The following is a 25,508-nucleotide window of genomic DNA, read 5'->3' on the forward strand; positions in this document are numbered from 1 at the left end:
CTCGATATGGTGGAAATGCAGGCGCTGAATGTCCTGCCCATGCCGGTGCTCGTCATCGGCGAAGGGCACGGCATTCTTTACGCCAACACGGCGGCTGAAGACTTCTTCCAGTCGAGCGTGGTCGTGCTCAAGCGCCAGCGTCTCGACGATGTGATCGCCTTTGGCTCCCCCGTGCTGTCCCTGGTGGAGGATGTGCAGCGGCGCGGCGCCAGCGTCACCGAGTACCGGCTGGATCTGGGCTCGCCCCGGATCGGCATCGAGCGCATCGTCGATGTTTTTGCCTCGCCCTTGCCCAATCAGAGCGAAGCCGTCGTGCTGATGCTGCAAGAACGAACAATTGCCGAAAAAATGGACAGACAGCTGACGCATCGAGGAGCAGCCCGCTCCATCACCGCCCTCGGCGCGATGCTCGCACACGAGATCAAGAACCCGCTCTCCGGCATTCGTGGTGCGGCGCAGCTTCTTGAAGCCTCGGTGCCTGACAGCGATCGGATGCTGACCCAGCTGATCTGCGACGAGGCCGACCGGATCGTGAAGCTTGTCGAGCGTGTCGAGCTGTTTGGCGATGAACGCCCGAGTGAGCGCGGGCCGGTCAATGTCCATGACGTGCTGGACCATGTGAAACGGCTGGCCCAATCGGGCTTTGCCAGGCACATCCGCTTCAACGAGGTTTACGACCCTTCACTGCCGCCGGTCGCCGGCAACCGCGATCAGCTGGTCCAGGTTCTACTGAACCTGATGAAGAATGCGGCGGAAGCCATTGGTGAACATGCGATTGATGGCGAGATCACACTGACCACGGCCTATCGCCCCGGCATCCGCATGCAGCATGCCGGCTCGGCAAGCCGGATCGCACTACCGCTGGAGATCGGCATCCGCGACAACGGCCCCGGCGTGCCTCACGACCTGCTGCCGCATCTGTTCGATCCCTTCGTCACCACCAAGGCTCAGGGCAGTGGCCTTGGACTTGCACTCGTAGCGAAGGTGATCGGCGACCACGGCGGAATCGTCGAATGCGAGTCTGTGCCGCGGCGCACGACATTCCGGATTCTTCTGCCCCTGCATGAAGCGCGTCCCACACGGAGCGCTTGAGGTTCACAGGATAATTGAATGCCCACCGGTAACATTCTTATCGCCGACGACGACGCCGCGATCCGCACGGTGCTCAACCAGGCCCTCGCGCGGGCCGGGTACGAGGTCCGGACGACAGGACAGGCGGCGACACTCTGGACCTGGGCAGCGCAAGGGCTGGGCGATCTCATCATCACCGATGTGGTGATGCCCGACGGGAACGCCTTCGATCTGCTGCCKCGCATCAAGCGGGTGAGACCTGACCTGCCGATCATCGTGATGAGCGCGCAGAACACCTTCATGACCGCGATCAAGGCGTCCGAGCGCGGCGCTTATGAATATCTGCCGAAGCCCTTCGATCTGAAGGAACTCGTCGCGATCGTCGGGAGAGCCCTCTCGCGGCCGCGCGGCGATGGCGGACGTGCCAATGCCGCGGCCGAGCCCGATGACATTCCGCTGATCGGCCGTTCGCCCGCCATGCAGGACGTCTACCGGGCGCTCGCGAGGCTGATGCCGATCGATCTCACCGTGATGATCAACGGCGAGTCCGGCACAGGCAAGGAGTTGGTTGCCCGCGCGCTCCACGATTACGGCAAGCGCCGCAACGGTCCCTTCGTCGCCATCAACATGGCCGCCATTCCGAAGGACCTGATCGAATCCGAACTGTTCGGCCATGAGAAGGGCGCCTTCACCGGCGCACTCACCCGCTCTTCCGGCCGCTTCGAGCAAGCCGAGGGCGGCACGCTCTTCCTCGACGAAATCGGCGACATGCCGATGGAGGCCCAGACGCGGCTCCTGCGAGTGCTGCAGCAGGGCGAATACACGACGGTCGGTGGACGCACGCCGATCAGGACGAATGTCCGGATCGTGGCGGCGACCAACAAGGATTTGCGTATCTCGATCGCGCAGGGACTGTTCCGCGAGGATCTGTTCTTCCGGCTCAACGTCGTGCCGATCAGGCTGCCGCCGCTGCGCGAGCGGGTCGAAGACATTCCGGATCTCGTTCGGCACTTCTTCTCGCTGGTCGAGAAGGAAGGGTTGCCGCGCAAGCAGATCGATTCGGAAGCGATGGACGTGATGCGGCGCTATCGCTGGCCGGGCAATGTCCGCGAACTGGAAAATCTCGTCCGGCGCCTCGCTGCCCTCTATCCACAGGAGACGATCACCGCACCGATCGTCGAGGCCGAACTGCAGCCGGCCTCCGCAACCTCGAGCTTCGCCCATAGCTCGGGGCCGGAGCGGGCGGAGACCCTGTCCGGTTCGGTCGAGCGTCATCTCGGTCAGTATTTCGGCGGGTTCGGCGACAATATCCCGCCACCCGGCCTCTATCACCGTATCTTGCGCGAGGTCGAACCGCCATTGATCGCCGCTGCGCTTGCCGCAACCCGCGGCAACCAGATCCGCGCAGCCGAGCTGCTCGGGCTCAATCGCAACACCCTGCGCAAGAAGATTCGGGAACTCGACATGCAGGTGGTCCGCTCGCCACGCTGAGCCTTTGTAAGGCGGGGCAGCGGTTTCCTGCCTTTCATATGTCATATTTTGACAACACCGTTGCGGCGGCGCATCAGTGCGCCGAGCCGGGCACCCTTGCGTCCGGCTTTCGCGGAGTTGTTGAGACAGAGTGACCGCCTCCATCAGCGATATCAGGATCACGCCGCGTGGCGAGGATACGCCGCGACGCGTCTCGGGCTGGCTCGGGGCCCTCGTCGTCGTGTTCGCGCTCGTCTCGGCACTGGTGACGTTCCTCGTCCTGTCCGGCGCGACTCCCATCGTGCCGGTGCACGAGGTCGTCATTGGCGTCTTCGTGCTCAACGGCTTCCTGATCCTGCTGCTGCTGATCATCGTCGCATTCGAGACGGCGGTGCTGATCCGGGCAAGGCGTGCCGGGGCTGCGGCCGCCGGGTTGCATGTCCGCATCGTCGGCCTGTTCAGCATCATTGCCGCCTTGCCGGCGGTGCTCGTGGCKGTGATCGCGACCGTTACCATCKAACKCGGCCTCGAGCCCTGGTTCTCGGATCGGATGCGCGATGCCATCTTCAAATCGGTAGAGGTCGCCGACGCCTATGCGGCGGGCCAGTGCCAGTCGCTCGGCCGCGAAATCCGTGTGCTGGCGGACGATCTGACGCGGGCGAAGCCTGCCTTCGATGCCGACCGCAAATGGTTCGAGAACTTCCTGACAGCCCGTGCCACGGCGCTTGGCGTGCCAGTCGCCACGATCATGCGCCCGCCGGCGACGGTCCTCGTCAGGGCGAATATCGATGTGCTGCGCGATGCGCCAAAACCCGATGAAGCCGCGTTCGAGGATGCGCAATCCTCGCCCGAGCCGATCTGCGTGCTGCCCTCGACCGGGCGCATCTTCGGCGCGCTGGTCAAGCTGCCGACCTACGACAACGCTTTCCTCTATGTCGCCCGTGAGGTGAACCCGCTCGCCGTCGAGTTTCCGGCCGTCGCCCGTGGCGCCGCCGTCGAGTATCTCTCGATCGATGCACGCCGGAAGGGCGTGCAGATCGCCTTTGCCTCGATGTATGCCCTGATCGCCGTCATCCTGCTGCTTTCGGCGATCTGGATCGGACTCAGTTTCGCCAACGGGCTCGTGGCGCCGATCCGACGCATGATCCACGCGACCGACCAGGTCTCCAGCGGCAATTTCTATGTCCAGGTCCCGATACGACGATCGGAGGGCGACCTTGCCCATCTCGGTGAAACCTTCAACAAGATGACGGCGGAGCTGCGCCGGCAGCGCGACGGGCTGGTCACGGCCAGCGAAGTTATCGATCGACGACGGCGCTTCACCGAAACGGTCCTGTCGGGTGTATCCTCCGGCGTGCTCGGCCTCGATGCCGACGGCCACATCACCATCATGAACCGCTCTGCGGAGATCCTGCTTGGCGCCGGCGGCCGTTTGCTGGGCGAGCCGATCGGTCAGGTCGCCCCCGAAATCGCAGGATTCGTTGCCGAAGCGCTGCATAATCGGCAGAGACAAAGCTCCGGTCAGATTGCGATCACGCGTGCCGGCCATGACCGCATGGTCAATGTCCGCGCCGTGCGTGAAGGCGAGGGAGCTGGCGCAGGTCTTGTCGTGACGCTGGATGACATAACCGATCTGGTCTCGGCGCAGCGCACGGCGGCTTGGGCCGACGTCGCACGGCGCATTGCCMATGAAATCAAGAATCCGCTGACACCAATCCAGCTCTCGGCCGAGCGCATCCGGCGCAAGTTCGGGCGCGTGATCGTCGACGACAAGGAGATCTTCGAGCAATGCACGGCGACGATCGTGCGCCAAGTCGAGGATATCCGGCGCATGGTCGACGAGTTCTCCTCCTTTGCGCGCATGCCGAAGCCCTCGTTGGAGCGTGAGGACATCGTCGAGACGGTGCGCCAGATCGTCTTCCTGATGCGTGTCGGCAATCCGGAGCTGACGCTGTCGGAGGATCTGCCGGCGGAGCCTGTTCTGGCGCAGTTCGACCGCCGGCTGATGTCCCAGGCGCTCACGAATGTCATCAAGAACGCCACCGAAGCGATCGAAGCCTTGCCGATGGACCAACGCGGCCCCGGCAGGATCGATGTCTCTTTCCAGCGTCGCGACGATGGCTTGATCATCATCGACGTCATCGATAACGGCAAAGGCCTGCCCATCGATCAGCGCCAGAAGCTGCTAGAACCCTATATGACGACACGCGAGGGCGGCACCGGGCTCGGTCTCGCGATCGTCGGCAAGATCCTCGAGGACCATGGCGGGGGCATCGAACTGCTCGACCGACCGGACGTCCATGAAGGCGGACGCGGCGCGCGCGTCAGGCTCTGGTTCCCCGAAGCCGGGCCGGAGCAGCAACCCGTTGATGCCGAAGCCGGTGGCAAGCCCGCCGATATCGCCATGAACAAGCAGAACGGAACTCAGGAATGAGCGCTGACATTCTGGTCGTAGACGACGAAGTCGACATCCGAGAACTGGTTTCCGGCCTGCTCGAGGACGAGGGCTACCGCACGCGCAGGGCGGGATCCGCGGACGAGGCTCTGGCGGCGATCGCGGCCCGCCGGCCGAATCTGGTCTTTCTCGACATCTGGCTGCAGGGCAGCCGGCTCGACGGCTTGCAGGTGCTCGACCTGATCAAGGAGAGTCATCCGGACCTTGCGGTGGTGATGATCTCCGGTCACGGCAACATCGAGACCGCGGTGTCCGCCATMAAGAGCGGTGCCTATGACTTCATCGAGAAGCCGTTCAAGGCCGACCGGCTGATCCTGGTCGCCGAGCGCGCGCTCGAAGCGTCGCGACTGCGGCGCGAAGTGCGCGAACTGAAGACGCGCTCGGTGCAGGCAAGCCGGATCGTCGGCAAGTCGACCGTCGTCAACCAGTTGCGCCAGACCATCGACCGCGTCGCGCCCACCAATGCGCGCGTATTGATCACCGGCGAGCCCGGATGCGGCAAGGAGCTGGCCGCCCGGACCCTGCACGAGGCCTCCAGCCGGTCGACCGGCCCCTTCATCGTCATCAACGCAGCGACGATCACGCCGGAAACGATGGAGGAGGAGCTCTTTGGCGTCGAGGGCGGGGAGGGCCGTTCCCGCCGGGTCGGGGCGCTCGAGGAAGCTCATGGCGGTTCGCTCTATATCGACGAAATCGGCGACATGCCGCGAGAGACGCAGAACCGTATCCTGCGCGTTCTCGTCGATCAGAATTTTCAGCGCGTCGGCGGCGCGACGCGCGTCCATGTCGATGTCCGCATCATTTCATCGACCAGCCGCGATCTCGCCCAGTTGATCGCCGACGGGCGCTTCCGCGAGGATCTCTATCATCGGCTGAGCGTGGTGCCGGTGCGCGTGCCGTCACTCTCCGAGCGGCGCGAGGACGTGCCAGAACTGATCGAGTTCTTCATGGACCAGATCTCGGTCGCGACCGGCCTGCCGAAGCGCAGAATCGGCGGCGACGCGATGGCGGTTCTGCAGTCGCATGAATGGCCTGGTAACGTCCGCGAACTGCGCAACAATGTCGAACGGCTGATGATTCTGACCAAGGGGGATCCGAGCGCCGACATCACCATCGAGATGCTGCCCGCCGAGGTGGGCGCCATGGTGCCGACGACGCCGTCGGGGTCTGGCGGCGAACGCTTGATGAGCCTGCCACTGCGCGATGCGCGCGAGATTTTCGAGCGCGAGTATCTGATCGCACAGATCGCTCGCTTCTCCGGAAATATCTCACGCACGGCCGAATTTATCKGCATGGAGCGCTCAGCCCTGCACCGCAAGCTGAAGTCGCTCGGGGTCGGCTGACGGAGAGGCAGGCGCGATCTGCATGTGCGCCTGCGTCGAACGCAGGACTATCTGCTGCGCATGCCTGTCGAACCACTTGCATTGCAGCATATGCACGCGGTCTAATGACCTTATCGGTGTTCCGAAATGCCCCGGCGCTCGGCCGGACGCTGAACGGAACGAATTGGATCGCCAACGCAACCCGAAGCGCGATCCCAACAACAGGGGCTGAACATGGCCGCAGAGCGGGCTCAAAACCTTCAGGACACCTTCCTCAACCACGTCCGCAAGCAGAAAATTCCGCTGACGATTTTCCTCGTCAACGGCGTGAAGCTGCAGGGCGTCGTCACCTGGTTCGACAATTTCTGCGTGCTACTCCGTCGCGACGGACATTCGCAGCTCGTCTACAAGCATGCCATCTCGACGATTATGCCCGGCCATCCGGTTCAGCTCTTCGAGCCTGAGGAAACGGACAAGGCCTGAGGCCGTGGCGGGGCGCTCGGGCACGGACAACGTACCGGCCGGGGTGAAGCCGCTCGACGAGATCGAGCGCGACATCGCGGCCAACACCCGTGCCTTCGTCATCGGCCCTTACCTGCAGCGCCGCGGCGCGGCGGCGGATGCGAATCAACGCTCCTTCGCCGCGCGGCTGGACGAGGCGGTGGGACTTGCGGCTGCGATCGATCTTTTCGTAGTGGAGCCCATCTCTGCGCTGCTGACGGCGCTGAGACCGGCGACCTATCTCGGCAAGGGCAAGGTCGAAGAGATCGCCGAGCGCATCAACAACGAGGAGATCGCCCTCGTCGTGATGGATTGCGCGCTGTCGCCGGTGCAACAGCGCAATCTTGAAAAGGCCTGGGGCTGCAAGGTCATCGACCGAACCGGCCTGATCCTTGAGATCTTCGGACGGCGCGCCCGCACCAAGGAGGGCGCGCTGCAGGTCGAACTCGCCCACCTCAATTACCAGAAGAGCCGCCTGGTGCGGTCCTGGACCCACCTGGAACGCCAGCGTGGCGGCTTCGGCTTCCTTGGCGGTCCCGGCGAGACGCAGATCGAGGCCGACCGGCGCGTCATCCAGGAGCGGATGACCAAGATCGAGCGCGATCTCGATACAGTGAAACGTACTCGCTCACTGCATCGTGCCAGCCGGAAACGTGTGCCTTACCCGGTTGTTGCGCTGGTTGGCTACACCAACGCTGGAAAGTCGACGCTGTTCAATCGACTGACCTCGGCCGACGTCCTGGCCCAGGACATGCTGTTTGCGACGCTCGACCCGACCGCGCGCGCAATCAAGCTGCCGCATGGTGCCCGCATCATGCTATCAGACACCGTCGGCTTCATCTCGGACCTGCCGACCCAGCTCATCGCGGCCTTCCGGGCCACGCTTGAGGATGCGATCGAAGCCGATGTGCTGCTGCATGTGCGCGACCTCGCTCATGACGATACGCAGGCGCAGGCTGCCGATGTGCAGGCCATCCTGAGGGACCTCGGCATCGATCCCGATGATGGACAGCGGGTCGTCGAGGTCTGGAACAAGGCCGACCTGCTCGTCGGAGACGAGCACGACCGGCAGCTTGCGCTGGCAGAGCTCAGGCCGGTTGCGTCACGTCCCGTCCTGGTTTCAGCTTTGACGGGCGAAGGCGTTGACCGCCTGACCGACGCGATCGAAACCCGCATCGCGCGCAGCCGGCCGGTCTACCGGCTCACGCTCGAGCCCGGCGACGGCAAGTCGCTTGCCTGGCTGCACACCAATGGCGAGGTCCTCAGCCGCGAGGATGCGGAGGACGGCGCCCTCGCCTTKACCGTGCGGCTCCCGCCGGAGCGGGAAGGGGCGTTTGGGGCGCGTTTTCCCCAGGCAGAACGCCAAGGTTAGACTACCGGACCGGATATCACATCGGGTCCGGTGATCTGACCTTCCGTGTTTGCATCGGCTTTCCCGAAAACCRCAATCCACCTTTCGGGCCGACGCTCTAGCCAGCGCCGGCCTTCGCCTTTTCCATGCGCTTTACCGCCTGCCAGAGCGCTTCCAGCTCGTCGAGCGTCGCATCCTTCGCGTCCCGGCCCTCGGCGGCAAGGGCGTCTTCGATCCCCCGGAATCGGCGTTCGAACTTGATGTTGGCCGCGTTGAGGCACCCTTCGGGGTCGGCATCGACATGACGCGCCAGGTTGGCAACGACGAAGAGCAGGTCTCCGATCTCCTCCCGGATGGCCTCCTTGCTGCCACCGGCAAGGGCCTCCTCGATCTCCGCCGTTTCCTCGCGGATCTTGTCCAGAACGAGCCTGGCATCGTTCCAGTCGAATCCGACGGTCGAGGCCTTGGCCTGGAGCTTCCAGGCACGGGTGAGAGCGGGCAATGTATGGGGAACGCCGGCGAGAACACCCCTGTCCTCGCTGGCCTCGGGCAGCCCGGCAGCGCGGTGGGCTGCGGCCTTGTCGGCCTTCTCCTGTGCCTTGATGCGGTGCCAGAGCGCCTTGACCTCGGCCGGCGAGAGGTCTCGCGCATCGCCGAAGACATGCGGGTGGCGGCGGATCAGCTTGCTGGTGATCGCCTCGACCACATCGGGAAAGGAGAAGGAGCCCTCTTCCTCGGCCATGCGCGAATGGAAGACCACCTGCAGCAGCAAATCCCCGAGTTCGTCCTTGAGATCGATCTTGTCGCCGCGCGCGATCGCGTCGGCGACCTCATAGGCCTCCTCGACCGTATAAGGGGCGATCGAAGCAAAGTCCTGCTCCAGATCCCAGGGGCAGCCGGTGCCGGGCGTCCTTAGCGCCGCCATGATCTCGATCAGCCGGGCAATATCGCGAGAGGGCTTCAACGCTGCAATTCTCCGGAGGTTGAGCTACCGTCCTCCCATGATTCAAGTCACCCCGTCCATTACCCTCGACGAGAGCGAGCTCGAGGAGAGTTTCGTGCGCTCCTCCGGGCCAGGAGGACAGCACGTCAACAAGGTATCGAGCGCAGTCCAGTTGAAGTTCGATGCGCGCCGATCTCCGTCCCTGCCGAATGATGTGGCGATCCGGCTGATGAAAATCGCGGGCAGCAGGCTGACGCAGGACGGCGTCATCGTCATCGTCGCCCAGGCGCAGAGGAGCCAGAAGCGCAATCGCGAGGAGGCGTTGGAGCGCCTGCTGGACATGATCCGCGAGGCCGCGGTCCGCCCCGAAACACGCCGGCCGACCAAGCCGACAAAGGCATCGAAGGAGCGCCGCCTGCAAAGCAAGGACCGGCGTTCATCGATCAAGTCGGCACGATCGAAACCTGGTCTGGACTAGAATGAGCGCTACCAATGGGGCCGGCGCCCCGCACAGCGCCAGTCCGCGCAAACCGCCACGGCGGATCAGCGCCGATTATCTGCAGCGAGCGGCGATGCATTATCTTGAGCGCTACTCGGCCCCTGCCGGGCAGTTGCAGCGCGTCCTTCAACGCAAGGTGATGATGAGCTGCCGCCACCATGGCGACGAACCCCGATCCTTCGCCGCACTCATCGATGAAACGGTGGCGCGCTGCGTTGCGGCTGGGCTGGTCGATGACAAGCGCTTTGCGGAAGGAAGGGCGGCAACCTTGCGCCGAAAAGGGCAGTCCGCCCGCGCCGTTGCCGCGCGACTTGCGGCCAAGGGCGTCGGACGCGAGCTGGTCGCGGAGGTGAGCCGCGCCACCGAGGATGAGGAACTGGCTGCGGCGCGGATCGCCGCCCGACGCAAGCGGCTTGGGCCCTGGAGCCGCAGGGACCGTGCCGAGAACCGCCAGAAGGATCTCGCGGCGCTCGCCCGGGCTGGCTTTACGATGACAATCGCCCGCGCCGTGATCGACGGCGCGGGCGACGAAAGCTGATCGCCACTTCCGGGAAGGGCGCTTCAGTCGAGCTTGATCTTGGCGTCGTCGACGACCTTGCCCCAGCGCGCCACTTCCGCTGTGACGAACTTGCCGAAATCGGCTCCGTAGATCGCAGGAATCGTGGAGCCGTTCTTCTTCCAGGCCTCGGTGATCATCGGAGCCTTCAGCGCCTTCTCGATCTCGCCGCGCATGCGCGTCACGATGTCGTCCGGCGTGTTCTTCGGCGCCCAGATGGCGTACCAGGTCGCGACCTCGTAGCCGTCAAGGCCGGCCTGCTTGGCGGTCGGCACGTCCGGAATGGCATCCGAGCGCGCCGGGGCGGCGACCGCCAGGGCACGCAGCGCACCGCTTTGCACCTGTGCGGCCGAGGAGCCAAGCCCATCGAACATCACATCGACCTGGCCAGCGACCAGATCCTGCATCGCGGGTCCGGCGCCGCGGTAGGGAACATGGGTCAGGTTGGTCTTGGTGACGAGCTTGAAGAGTTCACCTGCAAGATGGTGCGTCGTGCCGTTTCCGGCTGATGCGTAGTTGAGTTTGTCCGGATTTTTCCTGGCGTAGTCGATCAGCTCGGCCAGCGTCTTGGCCTGGACCTTGCCCGGATGGACGACGACGACCTGGGGCGGCTGGGCGATGACCCCAACCGGAACAAAATCGGTCTGGATATTGTAGTCGAGCTTCGGATAGAGCGCAGGCGCAATCGCATGATGCGCGGCCCCAACGAAGAAGGTGTAGCCATCCGGAGCCATCCGCGCCGCTGCCGAAGCGCCCACGGTGCCGCCGGCGCCACCACGATTGTCGATGATGATGCGCTGCCCGAGCTGCTGCTCGAGCTGGGCGGCGATCGGCCTGGCAAAGGCATCGGTGCCGCCGCCGGCCGGGAATGGCACGATGAAGGTGATGGGTTTCTGCGGCCAGGCCTGGGCCTGCGCCGGAGCAGTGGCCGCCACGCCGAAACCCGCGGATACCGCAAGCGCGATGAGCCAGCTAGACTTGATCATGAATGCTCGTCCTCCCTGAAACGAAACCAGGCTCTTGATGGCCATTGACGCGATGCCATTGCGGCATTCTGTATGCATCTAAATGGATTAGGGCATCGGCCGCAGCAAATGACAAGCAAGCCATTTGGCCGATGCGAAGCCCGCAATTGCGATTGCGCCGATGCCGGAGACAGACGCTTTTCATGAGCCGCCTCGACAGTTTTATCCGCCGCCTCGAAGCCCAGCGCCGCATCCTCGACTGGGCGGCAGAGTCCGTCACCAACCGCAATGGGCTCGTGCTCGAGCTTGGCCTCGGCAATGGCCGCACATACGATCATCTGCGCGAAATCCTGCCGAAGCGGGAGATCTATGCCTTCGACCGTGAGGCCACGGCCAATCCGCGTTCGATGCCTCCGGAGAGCGCGCTGGTGCTCGGCGACATGGCAAAGACGCTACCGGACTTCGTGGAGCGGCATGGCCGCAATGCCGCGCTGATCCATGTCGACGCCACAACAGGTGTGTCGGAACGCGACCGTATCCATCTGGCCTGGTTGCCGGAGCATGTTGCTGCACTCGCGCAGGACGATGCACTCATCATCAGCGGCTCCGATCTCGAGCATCCTGCACTGGTTGCCGTTTCGCTCCCCGATGGTATCCCGGAAGGGCGCTACTTCGCCTATCGCCGCGCGGCTCCGTAAAGCGCGCGCTTGCAAGCCTGAGCTTATCTTATGGCCGAGGCGGGACCTGTCTGAGGAGACGACATGACCGGAGGCATCCACCACCTCACGCTGATCACCCGCGATGCGCAGGCCAATGTCGATTTCTATGTCGGCTTCCTCGGCCTGCGCCTCGTCAAGCAGACCGGCGGCTACGAGGATGCGGAGCAACTCCACCTGTTCTACGGCGACCGCCTGGGTTCGCCTGGCTCGCTGGTCACCTTTCTCGTCTGGCAGGACGGCTCGCCAGGTCGGGTCGGACATGGGCAGGTGAGCGAGATCGCGCTGGCCGTGCCACCGGCGAGCATCGGCTTCTGGCTGACGCGGGCACTGACGCAGCGTGTGCCCACTGAGGGACCGAAGCAGGAATTCGGCGAGCCCGTCTTGCGTTTGCGCGACCCCGACGGGGTGATCGTGAAGCTCGTGGGTACGGATATGGCGGCCGCGGCGCCATGGCAGGCGCCCGGGATCGCACCCGAGGATGCGATCCGCCGGGTTCGCGGCGCAACCATCCTGTCTGAAACGCGGGAGGAAACGGCCGCCTTCGTCGCACGCTTCGGCTACCGGCCAGCCGCGGCCACGACCGCTGTTCAGCGCATGGTGTCCGATAGTGGCGATGTCCTCGATATCCGCGATGCCGGCGGGTTCTGGCCCGGAGCTCCAGGCACGGGCATCGCGGACCATGTCGCCTTCCGGGCGAGGGACGAGGCCGCAGTGAAGGCCATCGAAAGTTCTCTGGCACGCCTCAATTCCTCGGTCACCACGCTTCACGACAGAAAATACTTCACCTCTCTCTATGTCCGCGAACCCGGCGGCACCCTGATAGAACTGGCGAGCGACGGCCCGGGATTTACGGTCGACGAGCCCGAGGACAGGCTTGGAACCAGCCTGATGGTTCCTCCATCCGATGGCAGCCGGGCTTCCGAGATCCGTGTCGTGCTGCCGCAATTCTCCCTGCCGGGAGAACCGCGCATGACCTATCGCGATCTGCCCTTCGTGCACCGTTTCCATGTGCCCGCAACGACGGACGGCAGCACTCTCGTGCTGCTCCATGGCACCGGCGGCAACGAGGCGGATCTGATGCCGCTGGCGCACCGGATCGCGCCGGAAGCGACCTTGCTCGGCGTGCGTGGACGCAGCACTGAGGAGGGCACAGCACGCTGGTTTCGCCGATCGTCGCCGACCGAATTCGACCAGGCCGATATTCGTGCCGAGGCCGCCGCCTTCGCGGCCTTCGTCGAGAGTGCGACAAAGGGTTACGGGCTGGATCCGGCACGCACGACTTATCTCGGCTATTCCAACGGCGCGAACTTCCTTGCCGCGATGATGCAGATCCATCCCGGCCTGATCCGCCGGGCCATCCTGCTGCGCGCGATGAATGTGCTCGAACTGCCGCAGGAGACCGATCTTGCGGGGGCKGATATCCTGATCCTGGCCGGGGCTTCCGATCCCTTTGGTGTGCATGCAGCGGAGCTGGAAGCGCGGCTGAGGCAAGCCGGCGCCCAGGTCGAGGCGCAAGTGATCGCAGCGGGACATGAGCTATCGGAGGCCGATGCGGCCGCCGCCAAGGTCTGGCTGGCGGCACGCTGAAGATCCTCGGCAAGAGCTGAATGAATTGCAGGCAAACCCTTCCGTGGGCGCGGCCCATGGCTTAAAGGCGCGGGACCTCCCTGAAATTTGGTCCCGTAGAAGCATGATTCGTCTCGAGAACATCGGCAAGCAGAACGGCAAGCAGATTGTCTTCATCGAGGCATCCGCAGCGCTCCAGAAGGGCGAGAAGGTCGGCCTTGTCGGCCCCAACGGCGCCGGCAAGACAACGCTCTTCCGCATGATCACGGGGCAGGAGGCGCCCGACGAGGGTCTCGTGGCCGTCGATCGCGGCGTGACCATCGGCTATTTCAGCCAGGACGTCGGCGACATGTCCGGCCGCAGCGCCGTCTCCGAGGTCATGGACGGGGCGGGCCCGGTCAGCGCCGTTGCGACCGAGCTGAAGGAGCTCGAGACCGCCATGGCCGATCCCGCCCGCGCGGACGAGATGGACGAGATCATCACGCGCTATGGCGAGGTCCAGGGGCGGTTCGAGGAGCTCGACGGCTACGCCATGGATGGGCGGGCGCGCGAGGTGCTCGCCGGCCTCGGATTCAGCCAGGAGATGATGGACGGCGATGTCGGTGCTCTCTCCGGAGGCTGGAAGATGCGCGTCGCGCTGGCCAGGATCCTGCTCATGCGCCCTGACGCCATGCTGCTCGACGAGCCGAGCAACCATCTCGACCTCGAGAGCCTGATCTGGCTCGAGGCCTTCCTGAAGGGCTATGATGGCGCACTGCTCATGACTTCGCATGACCGCGAGTTCATGAACCGGATCGTCGACAAGATCGTCGAGATCGATGGCGGGGCGCTGACGACCTATTCGGGCGATTACGAGTTCTACCAGCAGCAGCGCGCGCTCAGCGAGAAGCAGCAGCAGGCCCAGTTCGAGCGCCAGCAGGCGATGCTCGCCAAGGAGATCAACTTCATCGAGCGCTTCAAGGCACGCGCCTCGCATGCCGCGCAGGTGCAAAGCCGCGTGAAGAAACTGGAGAAGATCGACAGGGTCGAGCCCCCCAAGCGCCGCCAGACAGTCCAGTTCGAATTCCTGCCAGCACCGCGCTCCGGCGAGGACGTGGTCACCCTGAAGAACGTGCACAAGCGCTACGGCAGCCGCAGCATCTATGACGGGCTCGATTTCCAGGTGCGCCGCAAGGAGCGCTGGTGCGTGATGGGCATCAACGGCGCCGGCAAATCGACGCTGTTGAAGCTGGTGACAGGGGCCACCGAGCCGGACGACGGCACGGTCGCGCTGGGCGGCACCATCAAGCTGGGTTACTTCGCCCAGCACGCCATGGAGGTGCTGAACGGTGACGCCACCGTGTTCCAGTCGCTCGAAGACTCGTTTCCCCAGGCGGGGCAGGGCTCGCTGCGAGCACTGGCCGGCTGTTTCGGCTTTTCCGGCGACGATGTCGAGAAGCGGTGCAGGGTGTTGTCCGGTGGCGAGAAGGCCCGGCTGGTGATGGCGAAGATGCTCTACGATCCGCCGAACTTCCTGGTGCTGGACGAGCCCACCAACCACCTGGATATCGCGACGAAGGAGATGCTCATCACGGCCTTGGCGCAATACGAGGGGACCATGCTGTTCGTCTCGCACGACCGCCATTTCCTCGCCGCACTGTCCAACCGCGTTCTCGAACTGACCCCCGAGGGCGTTCACACCTATGGTGGCGGCTATACGGAATACGTCGCGAGCACGGGCCAGGAGGCTCCCGGCCTGCGGAGCTGAGCTGGCAGCGGAGCTCCCTGGCCATCGCTCGCCGAGCATTCGGCTCGGCTCTCGTCGGGCTCACGGCGGGGCGCGATCGGGCCTACAATTCCAGGCTGCCATCGGAGCGAGGCATCGCCACGATCCACGAAGCCGCTTCGAGCGCAGCCTCTATACTCCAATCAGAAACCACGCCGCCGATGCCGCCTACCATCGACACCATGCTCACGACGCGGCGCCCGTTCGTACTGCTGGAGGACCGGCTCGCGGCAGCCGCGTCGGCCCAGCTCTACTGTGAGCCGGTCGAGGTCGTTCGATGCGACCATACCGAGGAGATCTCGTCTGCGCTCGGTAGAATCGAAGACGGCCTGTCCCGGGGGCTGCATGCCGCCGGCTTCCTGAGCTACGAGCTGGGATACGCCTTCGAGCCACGCCTCGTCGCGTCGATGCCGCAGGCGAGGGCGCTTCCCCTGCTGTGGTTCGGGCTGTTTCGGGCGCCGGTGCAGCTCCCTGCCGCGCAGCTGGACCAAGCCTTTGGAGCACTGGGACCTCCGCCGCCGCTCGGCACTGTTCGTCCGCAGCTCGATGCACCAGCGCACGCGGCCAAGATCCAGCGTGTCCTGGACTATCTTCACGCCGGCGACGCCTACCAGATCAACCTGACCTTTCCGATCGCCTTTCGCTACGACGGCGATCCCCTCGCGCTCTATGCCGCCTTGCGGTCGAGCCAGCCCGTGGCGCATGGCGGTATCGTTACCATCGACGATGCGAGCATCCTGTCGGTTTCGCCGGAGCTCTTTCTTGAGGTCGAATCGGGGCGTGCGACGACGCGCCCGATGAAGGGAACAGCACCGCGACGCGACGGACCGGCAGCGGAGCTCGCCGCTATGGAAGAGTTGCAGGCCGACCCCAAGCAACGCGCCKAGAACCTGATGATCGTCGACCTGCTGCGCAACGATCTCGGACGGATCAGCGCCATGGGGTCGGTCGAAGTGCCAAGCCTCTTCCAGGTCGAGACCTATCCGACATTTCACACGCTGACGTCGACGGTGACATCCAGGTTGCGTCCCGGCCTCTCGCTCGAAGACCTGCTGCGGGCTGTCTTCCCCTGCGGCTCGATCACCGGTGCGCCGAAGCTGCGTGCGATGGAGATCATCCGCGAACTCGAGGACGGCGCGCGCGATCTCTATACCGGTTCGATCGGGCAAATCTCGCCCGATGGCGATCTTCGCTTCAATGTCGCAATCCGCACGGCAACGATCTTTCCGGGCGGTGCCGGCCGCTATGGCGTTGGCGGCGGCATCGTCACGGATTCGCGTGCTGCGGACGAGTATTCCGAATGCCTGCTCAAGGCCCGTGTCCTGACCGACCTGGCCGAGGAATACGGACTGATCGAAACGCTGGGCTGGTCGCAAGAAACCGGTTTTGCACGGCTGCCCCTGCATCTCGACCGCCTCGACCGTTCGGCAAGGGCGCTCGGCTTCCGCTTCGACCGCGACGAGGCGGAAACGCGTCTTGCTGCGCTGGTCGAGACCTTTGCGCCGCAAGGGCTGCGCCGTATCCGCCTCGAACTCCGTCGCAACGGCGTGCTCGGTATCGCCGCACCAGTGCTCGCTGCCGAGCCGGACCGGCCTCTCGAGGTCGTCCTCGCCGCCGCAAGGGCCGACGCAGGCGACCCATTCCTGCGGTACAAAACAACGCGCCGTCGTATCTACGAGACCGCATTTGCGGCAGCCGTCGATTGCGGGGCCGATGAAGCCGTCTTCCAGAACCGCGCAGGCTTTGTTACCGAAGCAACGCGCAGCAACATCTTCGTCGAGCGGGACGGAATCCTGCTCACACCGCCCCTGTCCGATGGTGTCTTGCCGGGCGTGCTGCGCCAGACCCTGATCGAGAGCGGACGGGCCGTTGAGCGGCAACTGCGCCCGGGAGATCTCGCTCGGGCCGGGCACTGGTTCCTGGGCAATAGCCTGCGCGGCTTGAGGCCCGCTCGATTGATGAGCTGAAGCCTGCGCGGCTAGCCAGCGAGTGAGCGGGCAGTCAGGACGAATACGGGGACATTTCCCGGGTAGGGAGAAGCGGGGAACAGGTGCTGCCAGCATCTGACCCCGGAGAACCCAGCTTGCGCGAGCAGGTCCTGTGCTGCGGCTTCCGTCAAGCCATCATGCAGGGGTAGGCGTGCGGCAAGCTCCTCTGGATAGGTGGAACGATATTCAGGAGCCACCGACCACAACCCGTCGGACACGAGCACGAGACCGCCCGGCCGCAGAATGCGGTGGGCCTGCAGCAACCCTTCAATGGGGCGCTCGAGCGTCCAGAGGACATTGCGGAGCGTGACGATATCGGCCGACGCATCGGTAATCTCGGCCGCTTCGATCGTGGCGTCCTGAAACGCAATGCCGAGGCCGGCTTGCCGAGCCGCCGCACGGGCGACCGCCAGCATGTTCGCAGACCCGTCGCAGGCGCGGACGCGATGCCCCAGCGACGCGGCGAGGAGGGCGCAAGCGCCCGTCCCGGTCCCGAGATCGACAACGTCCTTGTGGCCATCCGCCTGGAAGGCGGCCTCAAGCACGGCCCGCCAGAGCTCGCTCTGGGCGACATGGGAGGCAGCACCATCAAATTTGGGGGCACGGGCGTTCCAGTAGTCGGTGACGCCGGCCCCAACGCTTCGCTGCATCGTCATGACTTTCCCGCCTCAAAAGGGTTCGATCAGATACTCGATATGCCTTCGGCCCGATGCGGCGCGGCGGATGGAGACCGCGACACCGAAGACATGCTGGATCAGCGCTTCTGTCATCACGGTTTCCGGCGTCCCGGCATCGACCAGCTTGCCCTCATGCAGCACGGCGATCTCGTCGCAGAAAAGCGATGCCAGGTTGAGATCATGCAAGGCCATGATGCAGGTGATACCCAGGCGCCTGATCAGGGTCAGGATCGAGAGCTGGTGCTGGATATCGAGATGGTTGGTCGGCTCGTCGAGGATAAGTTCACTCGGCATTTGCGCGAGTGCGCGCGCGATGTGGACGCGCTGGCGCTCTCCGCCCGATAGCGTATGCCAGAACTGGTCATGTCGATCGGCCATATCGACGCGTGCCAGCGCGGCCTCGACCGCGTCTTCGTCGGCCGCTGTCCAGGACGCGAGTGCGCCGCGATGCGGGGTCCGTCCGAGTCTGACGACGTCGCACACAGAGAGCTGGATTTCAGTCGTCGCCTGCTGCTCGACAAAGGCCAGGCGCCGGGCGAGGTCGTGCCGCGACAAGGTGCCGATCTCGCGGTCGTCCAGCGTCACCACGCCGCTTGCGACCTTGCGCAGGCGGCACAGCAGCCTCAACAGGCTCGACTTTCCCGAACCGTTGGGGCCGATGAGACCGAGGATCTTTCCCGGTTCGGCGTGCAGCGTCACGCCGTCCACGATCACGCGCCCTCCGGCGCTCCAACGGACGTCGCGCGCGGCCAGCGTCATGCCGGTCGCCTCGCGCGATAGAGTATGAAGGCGAAGGCCGGGGCGCCGAACAGCGCCGTCACGACGCCGATCGGCAGAATCTGCTGCGGCACCAGCGTCCGCGACAGGATGTCGGCAAGAATCATGAAGATTGCACCGATGATCAGGCATGCCGGGAGCAGCCGGGCATGGGCTGGGCCCGTCAGGAAGCGCGCGGCGTGGGGTATGACGAGACCGACGAACCCGATCGTGCCGACGATACTGACCATGGTCGCTGTCATGACGGCCGTCGTCACGAACAGCACGATGCGCACGCGGGTCACCGCCACGCCCAACGCGGCCGCGGCATCCGCGCCGAAGGCGAACGCATCGAGCGCCTTCGTATGAAAGATGCAGACAGCGAAGCCCGCGAAGGCCACTGGCGTAGCGAGCCAGACATCGGGCCAGCGCACCCCCCCGAAATTACCGAGAAGCCAGAACATCACGCCGCGGGCCTGTTCGGCACTGGCCAGCGTGGTGACGATCGTCGCGGTCGCCGCATTGAACAGCTGCGATCCGGCGACGCCTGCGAGGATCACGCGGTCGGTCGCGCCACCGGCCCCTGCGGCGAGCAAGGCAACGATGACGAGCGCAGCAATGGCGCCGAGGAAGGCACCGCCAGATATGCTGAGCGCAGCACCGCCGAAGCCCAGGATCATCACCGCGACCGCACCCGTCGAGGCTCCGGCCGAGATACCGAGGATATAGGGCTCTGCGAGCGGATTGCGCAGCAGCGCCTGCAGGATTGCCCCCGAAAGCGCGAGCGCTCCTCCGCAGAGGGCCGCCACCACAGCCCGGCTCAACCGGTAGTCGAAGATGACGCCCTGCTGGATCGCGCTCACGGGGTAGTCGAGATCGAACAACCCGTTGCCCAGGGCCCTGAAGACCGTGGCAAGCGGGATCGACATTTCGCCGATCGTCACGGCGAGCGCGATCGCGAGTATCAGCAGGACGAAGGCGAGGATCGCTACTGCGCCCCTCGCCAACCAGTTGGGCCGAACCACTCCATGGCTCACTTGGTGAGGCCGAAGCTCTTGATGCCGTTGGCCAGCGCCTCGATGCCGTCGATCGTATCAAGCCCGGCCCTGGTCGCGCCGACATCCATGATCACGATCCGCTGCTGCCGACTGGCGTCGAGCTTGCTCGCAACCGCGTCGGTCTTGAGGAAGTCGAGCTTGAGATTGATGTCATCTGCTGGGAAACGCCGGCGATCCATCTTGACCACGACGATGACGGCAGGGTTGGCGGAAGCGACGGTCTCCCAACCGACCAGCGGCCATTCCTCGTTGGTGGTGATGACGTTCCGGGCGCCGAGCTTCGACAGGATATAGGCAGGCACGCCATTCTTGCCGGCCAGGAAGGCGTCGCCCTTGATGTCCTTGCTGGAGAACCAGACCACGACGGGGACATCCTGCGGCTTGATACCGGCCACAGAAGCGACCGCCTTGTCCTCGCGGGCCTTCAATTCGGCGACCAGCGCCTCGGCGCGATCGGAGACGTCGAAGATCTGCCCGAACTCGCGAATATTGCGGTAGACGAGATCCATCGTGAACATCTGCGTGCGGACGCCGTCGCCCGGCCCGGAATTGTCCTTTCCGACGCAGTCGGTGGGCGAGACATAGGTCGGCACCTTCAGCCTCGCAAACTGGTCGCGCTTGCCGACGATGCCGTTGGGGCCGATATGCCATTCGAACATCGCAGTCACGAGGTCGGGTTCCTGGGCGACGACGGCCTCGAAACTCGGATCGTTGTCGGCAAGCCGCTTCACCTTGGCGTTGACCGCCTCATAGGGCTTCGCGACAGGGCTGAACCACACGGCTGTGCCCACGACCTTGTCGCCGAGCCCGAGCGCGTAGAGGATCTCGGTCTGCGTCTGTCCGACCGCCACGACGCGCTTTGGCGCCTGGTTGAACGTTATCGTCTCCCGGCAATTCTCCAGCGTCAGCGGATACTGCGTCGGCGCGGCCAAGGCCGCTCCGGACATCGACATGCCGATGGCTGCGACGAACGAAAGGCAAGAATGGCGTGCGGCGCTGCGCATTGAAGTCTCCGATAGCGTCGAGCGACGGCATGCGTCGCGAGGCTCGAGGGCCTCGCACGGCCGATCCTGTAATGCAACAATATTACAATTTCGATAGACTGCTCGACGAGTCTGCGTCAAGCGCTCTGCCGCGGCTGCGACCGCGTGGTTCGGCATCATGGACATGGAATTCATCGCTCCCCGAGATGACGAGCCGGGAGCTTGAGCGGATCGGTTCGGGGGTGCGGGTCTACGACCTGCCGCCGACGCAAATCCCCCCGGACACCCCGCCCGAAAGACGCTTCTGCGATCAGGGCAGGTCTCCTGGCTCGCGGGTCAGCGCTGGCTTCGCCCGGCCTTCCCGGCGTGAGAGCGCCAGTGGACGTTGGGAGAAGAGCTCGCCGCTTACAGTTGCGGGGGCAGCCTCGGATTCGGCGCAGGGCGCCTCACCGAATTCCCTCTTAGCTTCGGGCCTGGACCCGAGGAACCTTGATCGCGGCCGACCATAGAGGGGCCCAAGGCGGCGTCAAGCCGCAGGCACCGACCACACCGCCTGCTGATGGAGCCCTGCAGCGAGACGGCTCCATCCTTCTCAGCTCACTCCCAGCTCAGAGCGCCGCCGTTCTGGTATTCGATGACGCGGGTCTCGAAGAAGTTCTTCTCCTTCTTCAGGTCCATCGCCTCGCTCATCCAGGGGAACGGGTTTTCCGTTTCCGCGAAGACCGGCGCGAGGCCGAGCTGCGCGCAACGGCGGTTGGCGATGAAATGCATGTACTGCTCGCAGAGCGCAGCATTCAGGCCGAGGAAGCCGCGCGGCATGGTGTCCCGGCCATAGGCGGCCTCGAGTTCGGCAGCGTCGCGGATCATGCCGCGCAGCTCGTCCTGGAAGGCCTTGGTCCAGAGATGCGGGTTTTCGATCTTGATCTGGTTGATCACGTCGATGCCAAAATTCAGGTGAATGCTCTCGTCGCGCAGGATGTACTGGTACTGCTCGGCGATGCCGACCATCTTGTTGCGTCGGCCGAGCGACAGGATCTGGGCGAAGCCGGTATAGAACCACATGCCCTCGAAGATCACGTAGAAGGCGACGAGGTCGCGCAGGAAGGCCTGATCGGCCTCGGGCGTGCCGGTCTCGAAATCGGGATCGTCGAGATGCTGGGTGTGCTTCAGGGCCCAGGCCGCTTTGTCGGTGATCGAAGGCACCTCGCGATACATGTTGAAGAGTTCGCCCTCGTCGAGGCCGAGACTCTCGACGATGTACTGGAAGGTGTGGGTGTGCACCGCCTCCTCGAAAGCCTGGCGCAGCAGGTACTGCCGGCATTCCGGATTGGTGAGATGACGGTAGATCGCGAGCACGATGTTGTTGGCGACGAGGCTTTCCGAGGCCGCGAAGAAGCCGAGATTGCGCTTGATCGTGCGGCGCTCGTCCTCGGTCAGCCCGTCCTTCGACTTCCACAGAGCGATATCGGCCTGCATCGAGACCTCTGTCGGCATCCAGTGATTGTTGCAGCCGGCGAGGTATTTCTCCCAGGCCCATTTGTACTTGAGCGGCAGGAGCTGGTTCACATCGGCGCGGCAGTTGATCATCCGCTTCTCGTCGACGCTGACGCGGCCGCCGGAGCGATCGATCTCGCCGAGGCCGGTGGCATCGGCAGAGGTTCCGCCGGGCGCGGCCGGATTGAGATCGAGGGCGGTGGCAGGCTTGCTGTCTGACCAGTCGAGCATGATGAATATCCAATCGGGTCTGAATGTCATGGCCGGGTCTGCCCCGGCCGTCCGTATCGTTCGCTATCGGGCAGGGCCGGGCATCCATGCGCGCCGCGAAGGCGAGCGTGGATGCCGCCGCTGCCTCACTGGCAGGCTTCGCAGGTCGGATCGTCGATCGAGCAGGCGTTCGGCACGGCCATGCCATTGTCGAGCGGGATGTCGACGAGGATCGGCTTGGACGCGACGGGGACCGTTGCCKACACCGCGTTGAGCTTGCCGTCAGTGCCCTTCAGCGTCGACTTCTCGACATGGGTCGCCGAGAGCGCGCGCAGGTAATAGGTCGTCTTCAGGCCGAGCCGCCAGGCGAGGCGATAGGCCTCGTCGAGCTTCCTGCCGGAAGGCTGCGCCATGTAGAGATTGAGCGACTGGCCCTGGTCGATCCATTTCTGACGGCGTGCGGCGGCGCGGATCAGCCAGCTTGTCTCGATCTCGAAGGAGGTTGCGTAGAGCGCCTTGAGATCGTCGGGGACGCGGTCGATCTGACTGACCTTTCCGTCGTAGTATTTCAGGTCCGAGACCATGACCTCGTCCCAGAGATCGCGCGCCTTGAGATCGCGGACGAGGTCGGCATTCACGACCGTGAAGTCGCCCGACATGTTCGCCTTGACGTAGAGCTGGCTATAGGACGGCTCGATCGACTGCGAGACACCGACGATGTTGGAGATCGTTGCGGTAGGGGCGATCGCCATGCAGTTCGAGTTGCGCATGCCGGTGGTCTTCACCCGCTCGCGCAGGCTGTCCCAGTCCAGCGTCGTCGAACGATCGAGCTCGACATCGCCGTCGCGGGCCTCCGAGAGGATGTCGAGCGAGTCGATCGGCAGGATGCCCTTCGACCAGAGCGAGCCTTCGAAGCTCGGGTAGCGACCGCGCTCGGCGGCAAGATCGACCGAGGCCGAGATCGCAAACCAGCTGATCGCCTCCATCGAGGTGTCGGCGAAGGCTACGGCACCCTCGGACGCCGCGGGCAGGCGCAAGGTCTGCAGCGCATCCTGGAAGCCCATGATGCCGAGGCCGACCGGGCGGTGGCGCAGGTTCGAGCGGCGTGCCTCGGGGATCGTGTAGAAATTGATGTCGATGACGTTGTCGAGCATCCGCATCGCGGTCGCGACCGTCTTGCCGAGCCTGGCCCGGTCGAGCCCGCCCGCCGTCACATGGGCTGCGAGGTTGATCGAGCCCAGATTGCAGACGGCGACCTCGTCGGCCGAGGTGTTCAGCGTGATCTCGGTGCACAGGTTCGAGGAATGCACCACGCCGGCATGCTGCTGCGGCGAGCGCAGGTTGCAGGCATCCTTGAAGGTCATCCAGGGATGGCCGGTTTCGAACAGCATGGTCAGCATCTTGCGCCAGAGATCGAGCGCGTTGAGGCGCTTGAACACCTTGATCTCACCGCGCTCGGCCTTGGCTTCATAGGCCTCATAGGCCGCCTTGAACGGCTTGCCGTAGAGATCGTGAAGGTCGGGCGTCTCGTCGGGCGAGAACAGCGTCCACTGGCCTCCGGCGGCGACGCGCTGCATGAACAGGTCGGGGATCCAGTTCGCCGTGTTCATGTCATGGGTACGGCGGCGGTCGTCGCCGGTGTTCTTACGCAGATCGAGGAACTCCTCGATGTCGACATGCCAGGTTTCGAGATAGGCGCAGACCGCGCCCTTGCGCTTGCCACCCTGGTTGACGGCGATCGCGGTGTCGTTGGCGACCTTGAGGAACGGCACGATGCCCTGGCTCTCGCCATTGGTGCCCTTGATATGAGCGCCAAGGCCACGCACAGGCGTCCAGTCATTGCCCAGCCCGCCGGAATATTTGGCCAGCAGGGCGTTGTCCTTCACCGCTTTGAAGATGCCGTCGAGATCGTCCGGCACCGTGGTCAGGAAGCAGGAGGAGAGCTGCGGCCTGAGGGTTCCTGCGTTGAACAGGGTCGGCGTCGAGGCCATGAAGTCGAAGGAGGAGAGCAGGTCGTAGAAGGCGATCGCCCGGGCCTCGCGGTCGATCTCGCGGATCGCCAAACCCATCGCGACACGCATGAAGAAGGCCTGCGGCAGCTCGAAGCGATTGCCTCGGACATGCAGGAAATAGCGGTCATAGAGCGTCTGGAAGCCGAGATAATCGAACTGGAGGTCGCGCTCCGGCTTGAGCGCAGCCGCAAGGCGGGCGAGATCGAAGCGTCCAAGCTCGGGATCGAGCAGCTCGTTGGCGATGCCGGTCTTCACATAGACGTGGAGATAGTCGCCGTAACGTACTGACATTTCTGCCTGAGTCGCCTGTTCCGGACGACCGGAGACGAAGCTCAGCGCCTCGCGGCGGAGCTTGTCGAGCAGGAGGCGAGCCGAGACCTTGGAATAGTTCGGTTCGGTCTCGACCAGGGTGCGCGCAGCCAGGATCGGCGCCTGCGCCAGCTCATCCTGACTGATGCCGTCATAGAGGTTGCGCTGCGCTTCGCTCAGCACGGCTTCAGCCGAGACGCCGTCGAGCCCGGCGCAGGCTTCGCGAATGACCGTGGCGAGGCGAGCCCCATCGAGCGGCACGAGCGCGCCGTCGGCTGCCTTCATGCGCAGCACCGGCGCGGAGGCGACCACAGGCTTCGCTTCCGCCTTGGCGCGGGCCCGTTCCTGGGCTCGTTCCTCGCGGTAGAGCACATAGGCGCGGGCGACCTTGTGGTGTTCGCTGCGCATCAGCGCGAGTTCGACCTGATCCTGCACATCCTCGATATGGAAGGTACGGCCGGCATCGGCGCGCCGCGTCAGCCCGGCGACGATCTGCTGGGTCAACTCCGCGACGATGTCGTGGATTCGGCGCGAGGCAGCGGCGCTGCTGCCCTCGACCGCCAGAAAGGCCTTGGTCAGAGCGACGCTGATCTTGGAGGCGTCGAACGGGGTGACGCTGCCGTTGCGGCGGATCACCTGGTAGCCCGGTTCCGCGGTCGATCGCGCATCGCTGCCTTGCGACGCGATCGGGCTGAACGTCTCAGGGCGGATGGTATCGGTCGCGAGGGACATCGGCTTTCAAACCCCAATCTGTAGGGGGCAAAGGCCAGGCGGAGTCGCAACGGAGAATGTCGCAGCGACGAGCGCCCGCAGACATGACCAAGCGATCCACCGGGAC

At 64.7% G+C, this 25,508-nt stretch carries 20 protein-coding genes and 1 riboswitch; of the genes, 12 read left to right on the forward strand and 8 right to left on the reverse strand.

The genetic code is table 11. From position 1 onward, the window contains the following. Positions 1 to 6: 6 nt before the first annotated feature. The 6 genes from AC1DIO_RS22265 (at position 7) to hflX (ending at position 8,191) form a co-directional block, all read left to right on the forward strand. On the forward strand, positions 7 to 1,092 hold the full coding sequence (locus AC1DIO_RS22265; protein WP_069882745.1) for a two-component system sensor histidine kinase NtrB: 1,086 nt from the start codon (positions 7 to 9) through the stop codon (positions 1,090 to 1,092). Between the two features lie 18 nt (positions 1,093 to 1,110). Beyond that, positions 1,111 to 2,562, forward strand: a complete 1,452-nt coding sequence (gene ntrC / locus AC1DIO_RS22270; protein ID WP_441491630.1) for a nitrogen regulation protein NR(I) — start codon at positions 1,111 to 1,113, stop codon at positions 2,560 to 2,562. 130 nt (positions 2,563 to 2,692) lie between these two features. After that, positions 2,693 to 4,975, forward strand: coding sequence for a sensor histidine kinase NtrY-like (locus AC1DIO_RS22275; RefSeq protein ID WP_476854087.1), 2,283 nt, complete (start codon positions 2,693 to 2,695; stop codon positions 4,973 to 4,975). Continuing rightward, complete coding sequence (ntrX, locus tag AC1DIO_RS22280) at positions 4,972 to 6,339, forward strand: nitrogen assimilation response regulator NtrX (protein ID WP_476854088.1); 1,368 nt, start codon at positions 4,972 to 4,974, stop codon at positions 6,337 to 6,339. Before AC1DIO_RS22275 ends, ntrX begins: the two co-directional genes overlap by 4 nt. A gap of 213 nt (positions 6,340 to 6,552) precedes the next feature. Beyond that, positions 6,553 to 6,801, forward strand: coding sequence for an RNA chaperone Hfq (gene hfq, locus AC1DIO_RS22285; RefSeq protein ID WP_069880868.1), 249 nt, complete (start codon positions 6,553 to 6,555; stop codon positions 6,799 to 6,801). 4 nt (positions 6,802 to 6,805) lie between these two features. Beyond that, a complete protein-coding gene (hflX, locus tag AC1DIO_RS22290) occupies positions 6,806 to 8,191 on the forward strand; it encodes a GTPase HflX (protein WP_476854089.1) in 1,386 nt (461 codons plus the stop codon). Positions 8,192 to 8,288: 97 nt separating this feature from the next. Here the strand turns inward: hflX and mazG are convergent, their stop codons facing one another. Continuing rightward, positions 8,289 to 9,134, reverse strand: a complete 846-nt coding sequence (gene mazG, locus AC1DIO_RS22295) for a nucleoside triphosphate pyrophosphohydrolase (protein ID WP_476776543.1) — start codon at positions 9,132 to 9,134, stop codon at positions 8,289 to 8,291. 37 nt (positions 9,135 to 9,171) lie between these two features. Between mazG and arfB the strand changes: the two genes are divergently transcribed. Both arfB and AC1DIO_RS22305 read left to right on the forward strand, forming a co-directional pair. Then, entirely contained in the window at positions 9,172 to 9,591 is a 420-nt protein-coding gene (arfB, locus tag AC1DIO_RS22300; protein ID WP_043234302.1) for an alternative ribosome rescue aminoacyl-tRNA hydrolase ArfB, read from the forward strand. A 1-nt stretch (position 9,592) separates the two neighbouring features. Then, the gene (locus tag AC1DIO_RS22305; RefSeq protein ID WP_476776542.1) at positions 9,593 to 10,150 is read left to right on the forward strand and encodes a regulatory protein RecX; all 558 of its coding nucleotides are present in this window, start codon (positions 9,593 to 9,595) and stop codon (positions 10,148 to 10,150) included. A 23-nt stretch (positions 10,151 to 10,173) separates the two neighbouring features. On the opposite strand, the gene AC1DIO_RS22310 is transcribed toward AC1DIO_RS22305, so the two are convergent. Beyond that, positions 10,174 to 11,154, reverse strand: a complete 981-nt coding sequence (locus tag AC1DIO_RS22310) for a Bug family tripartite tricarboxylate transporter substrate binding protein (RefSeq protein ID WP_476776541.1) — start codon at positions 11,152 to 11,154, stop codon at positions 10,174 to 10,176. Between the two features lie 182 nt (positions 11,155 to 11,336). Here AC1DIO_RS22310 and AC1DIO_RS22315 point away from each other — a divergent pair, with 182 nt between their 5' ends. The 4 genes from AC1DIO_RS22315 (at position 11,337) to pabB (ending at position 17,150) form a co-directional block, all read left to right on the forward strand. Further along, positions 11,337 to 11,831: a class I SAM-dependent methyltransferase gene (locus tag AC1DIO_RS22315; protein ID WP_441507817.1), complete on the forward strand. Its 495-nt coding sequence runs from the start codon at positions 11,337 to 11,339 to the stop codon at positions 11,829 to 11,831. A gap of 63 nt (positions 11,832 to 11,894) precedes the next feature. Then, the gene (locus AC1DIO_RS22320) at positions 11,895 to 13,439 is read left to right on the forward strand and encodes a VOC family protein (protein ID WP_476776540.1); all 1,545 of its coding nucleotides are present in this window, start codon (positions 11,895 to 11,897) and stop codon (positions 13,437 to 13,439) included. A 103-nt stretch (positions 13,440 to 13,542) separates the two neighbouring features. After that, positions 13,543 to 15,165, forward strand: coding sequence for an ABC-F family ATP-binding cassette domain-containing protein (locus AC1DIO_RS22325; RefSeq protein ID WP_441507815.1), 1,623 nt, complete (start codon positions 13,543 to 13,545; stop codon positions 15,163 to 15,165). A 179-nt stretch (positions 15,166 to 15,344) separates the two neighbouring features. Then, positions 15,345 to 17,150 carry an aminodeoxychorismate synthase component I gene (pabB, locus tag AC1DIO_RS22330; protein WP_476854090.1) on the forward strand — a complete coding sequence of 602 codons (1,806 nt, stop codon included), beginning with the start codon at positions 15,345 to 15,347 and terminating at the stop codon, positions 17,148 to 17,150. 11 nt (positions 17,151 to 17,161) lie between these two features. Here the strand turns inward: pabB and AC1DIO_RS22335 are convergent, their stop codons facing one another. The 6 genes from AC1DIO_RS22335 to AC1DIO_RS22360 form a co-directional block, all read right to left on the reverse strand. After that, positions 17,162 to 17,827 carry a class I SAM-dependent methyltransferase gene (locus AC1DIO_RS22335; RefSeq protein WP_476854091.1) on the reverse strand — a complete coding sequence of 222 codons (666 nt, stop codon included), beginning with the start codon at positions 17,825 to 17,827 and terminating at the stop codon, positions 17,162 to 17,164. Positions 17,828 to 17,839: 12 nt separating this feature from the next. Further along, positions 17,840 to 18,607: an ABC transporter ATP-binding protein gene (locus AC1DIO_RS22340; RefSeq protein WP_441491620.1), complete on the reverse strand. Its 768-nt coding sequence runs from the start codon at positions 18,605 to 18,607 to the stop codon at positions 17,840 to 17,842. Beyond that, positions 18,604 to 19,629, reverse strand: a complete 1,026-nt coding sequence (locus tag AC1DIO_RS22345) for a FecCD family ABC transporter permease (RefSeq protein ID WP_441507812.1) — start codon at positions 19,627 to 19,629, stop codon at positions 18,604 to 18,606. Before AC1DIO_RS22345 ends, AC1DIO_RS22340 begins: the two co-directional genes overlap by 4 nt. Positions 19,630 to 19,637: 8 nt before the next feature. Beyond that, positions 19,638 to 20,666 carry an ABC transporter substrate-binding protein gene (locus tag AC1DIO_RS22350; RefSeq protein ID WP_476776538.1) on the reverse strand — a complete coding sequence of 343 codons (1,029 nt, stop codon included), beginning with the start codon at positions 20,664 to 20,666 and terminating at the stop codon, positions 19,638 to 19,640. A gap of 276 nt (positions 20,667 to 20,942) precedes the next feature. Next, positions 20,943 to 21,152, reverse strand: a riboswitch (cobalamin riboswitch). A gap of 90 nt (positions 21,153 to 21,242) precedes the next feature. Then, complete coding sequence (locus AC1DIO_RS22355; protein WP_441491619.1) at positions 21,243 to 22,370, reverse strand: ribonucleotide-diphosphate reductase subunit beta; 1,128 nt, start codon at positions 22,368 to 22,370, stop codon at positions 21,243 to 21,245. Positions 22,371 to 22,495: 125 nt separating this feature from the next. After that, the gene (locus AC1DIO_RS22360; RefSeq protein WP_476854092.1) at positions 22,496 to 25,402 is read right to left on the reverse strand and encodes a ribonucleoside-diphosphate reductase subunit alpha; all 2,907 of its coding nucleotides are present in this window, start codon (positions 25,400 to 25,402) and stop codon (positions 22,496 to 22,498) included. Positions 25,403 to 25,508 lie beyond the last annotated feature (106 nt).

The sequence above is a fragment of the Allobosea sp. 05T439 genome, from assembly GCF_056396005.1.

What these genes read in the sequence shown, in the direction of transcription:
- AC1DIO_RS22265 (WP_069882745.1), top strand. Translation starts at nt 7, where the DNA reads ATGGTGGAAATGCAGGCGCTGAATGTCCTGCCCATGCCGGTGCTCGTC.
- hfq (WP_069880868.1), top strand. Translation starts at nt 6,553, where the DNA reads ATGGCCGCAGAGCGGGCTCAAAACCTTCAGGACACCTTCCTCAACCAC.
- arfB (WP_043234302.1), top strand. Translation starts at nt 9,172, where the DNA reads ATGATTCAAGTCACCCCGTCCATTACCCTCGACGAGAGCGAGCTCGAG.
- AC1DIO_RS22305 (WP_476776542.1), top strand. Translation starts at nt 9,593, where the DNA reads ATGAGCGCTACCAATGGGGCCGGCGCCCCGCACAGCGCCAGTCCGCGC.
- AC1DIO_RS22310 (WP_476776541.1), bottom strand. Translation starts at nt 11,154, where the DNA reads ATGATCAAGTCTAGCTGGCTCATCGCGCTTGCGGTATCCGCGGGTTTC.
- AC1DIO_RS22315 (WP_441507817.1), top strand. Translation starts at nt 11,337, where the DNA reads ATGAGCCGCCTCGACAGTTTTATCCGCCGCCTCGAAGCCCAGCGCCGC.
- AC1DIO_RS22325 (WP_441507815.1), top strand. Translation starts at nt 13,543, where the DNA reads ATGATTCGTCTCGAGAACATCGGCAAGCAGAACGGCAAGCAGATTGTC.
- AC1DIO_RS22335 (WP_476854091.1), bottom strand. Translation starts at nt 17,827, where the DNA reads ATGACGATGCAGCGAAGCGTTGGGGCCGGCGTCACCGACTACTGGAAC.
- AC1DIO_RS22340 (WP_441491620.1), bottom strand. Translation starts at nt 18,607, where the DNA reads ATGACGCTGGCCGCGCGCGACGTCCGTTGGAGCGCCGGAGGGCGCGTG.
- AC1DIO_RS22350 (WP_476776538.1), bottom strand. Translation starts at nt 20,666, where the DNA reads ATGCGCAGCGCCGCACGCCATTCTTGCCTTTCGTTCGTCGCAGCCATC.
- AC1DIO_RS22355 (WP_441491619.1), bottom strand. Translation starts at nt 22,370, where the DNA reads ATGCTCGACTGGTCAGACAGCAAGCCTGCCACCGCCCTCGATCTCAAT.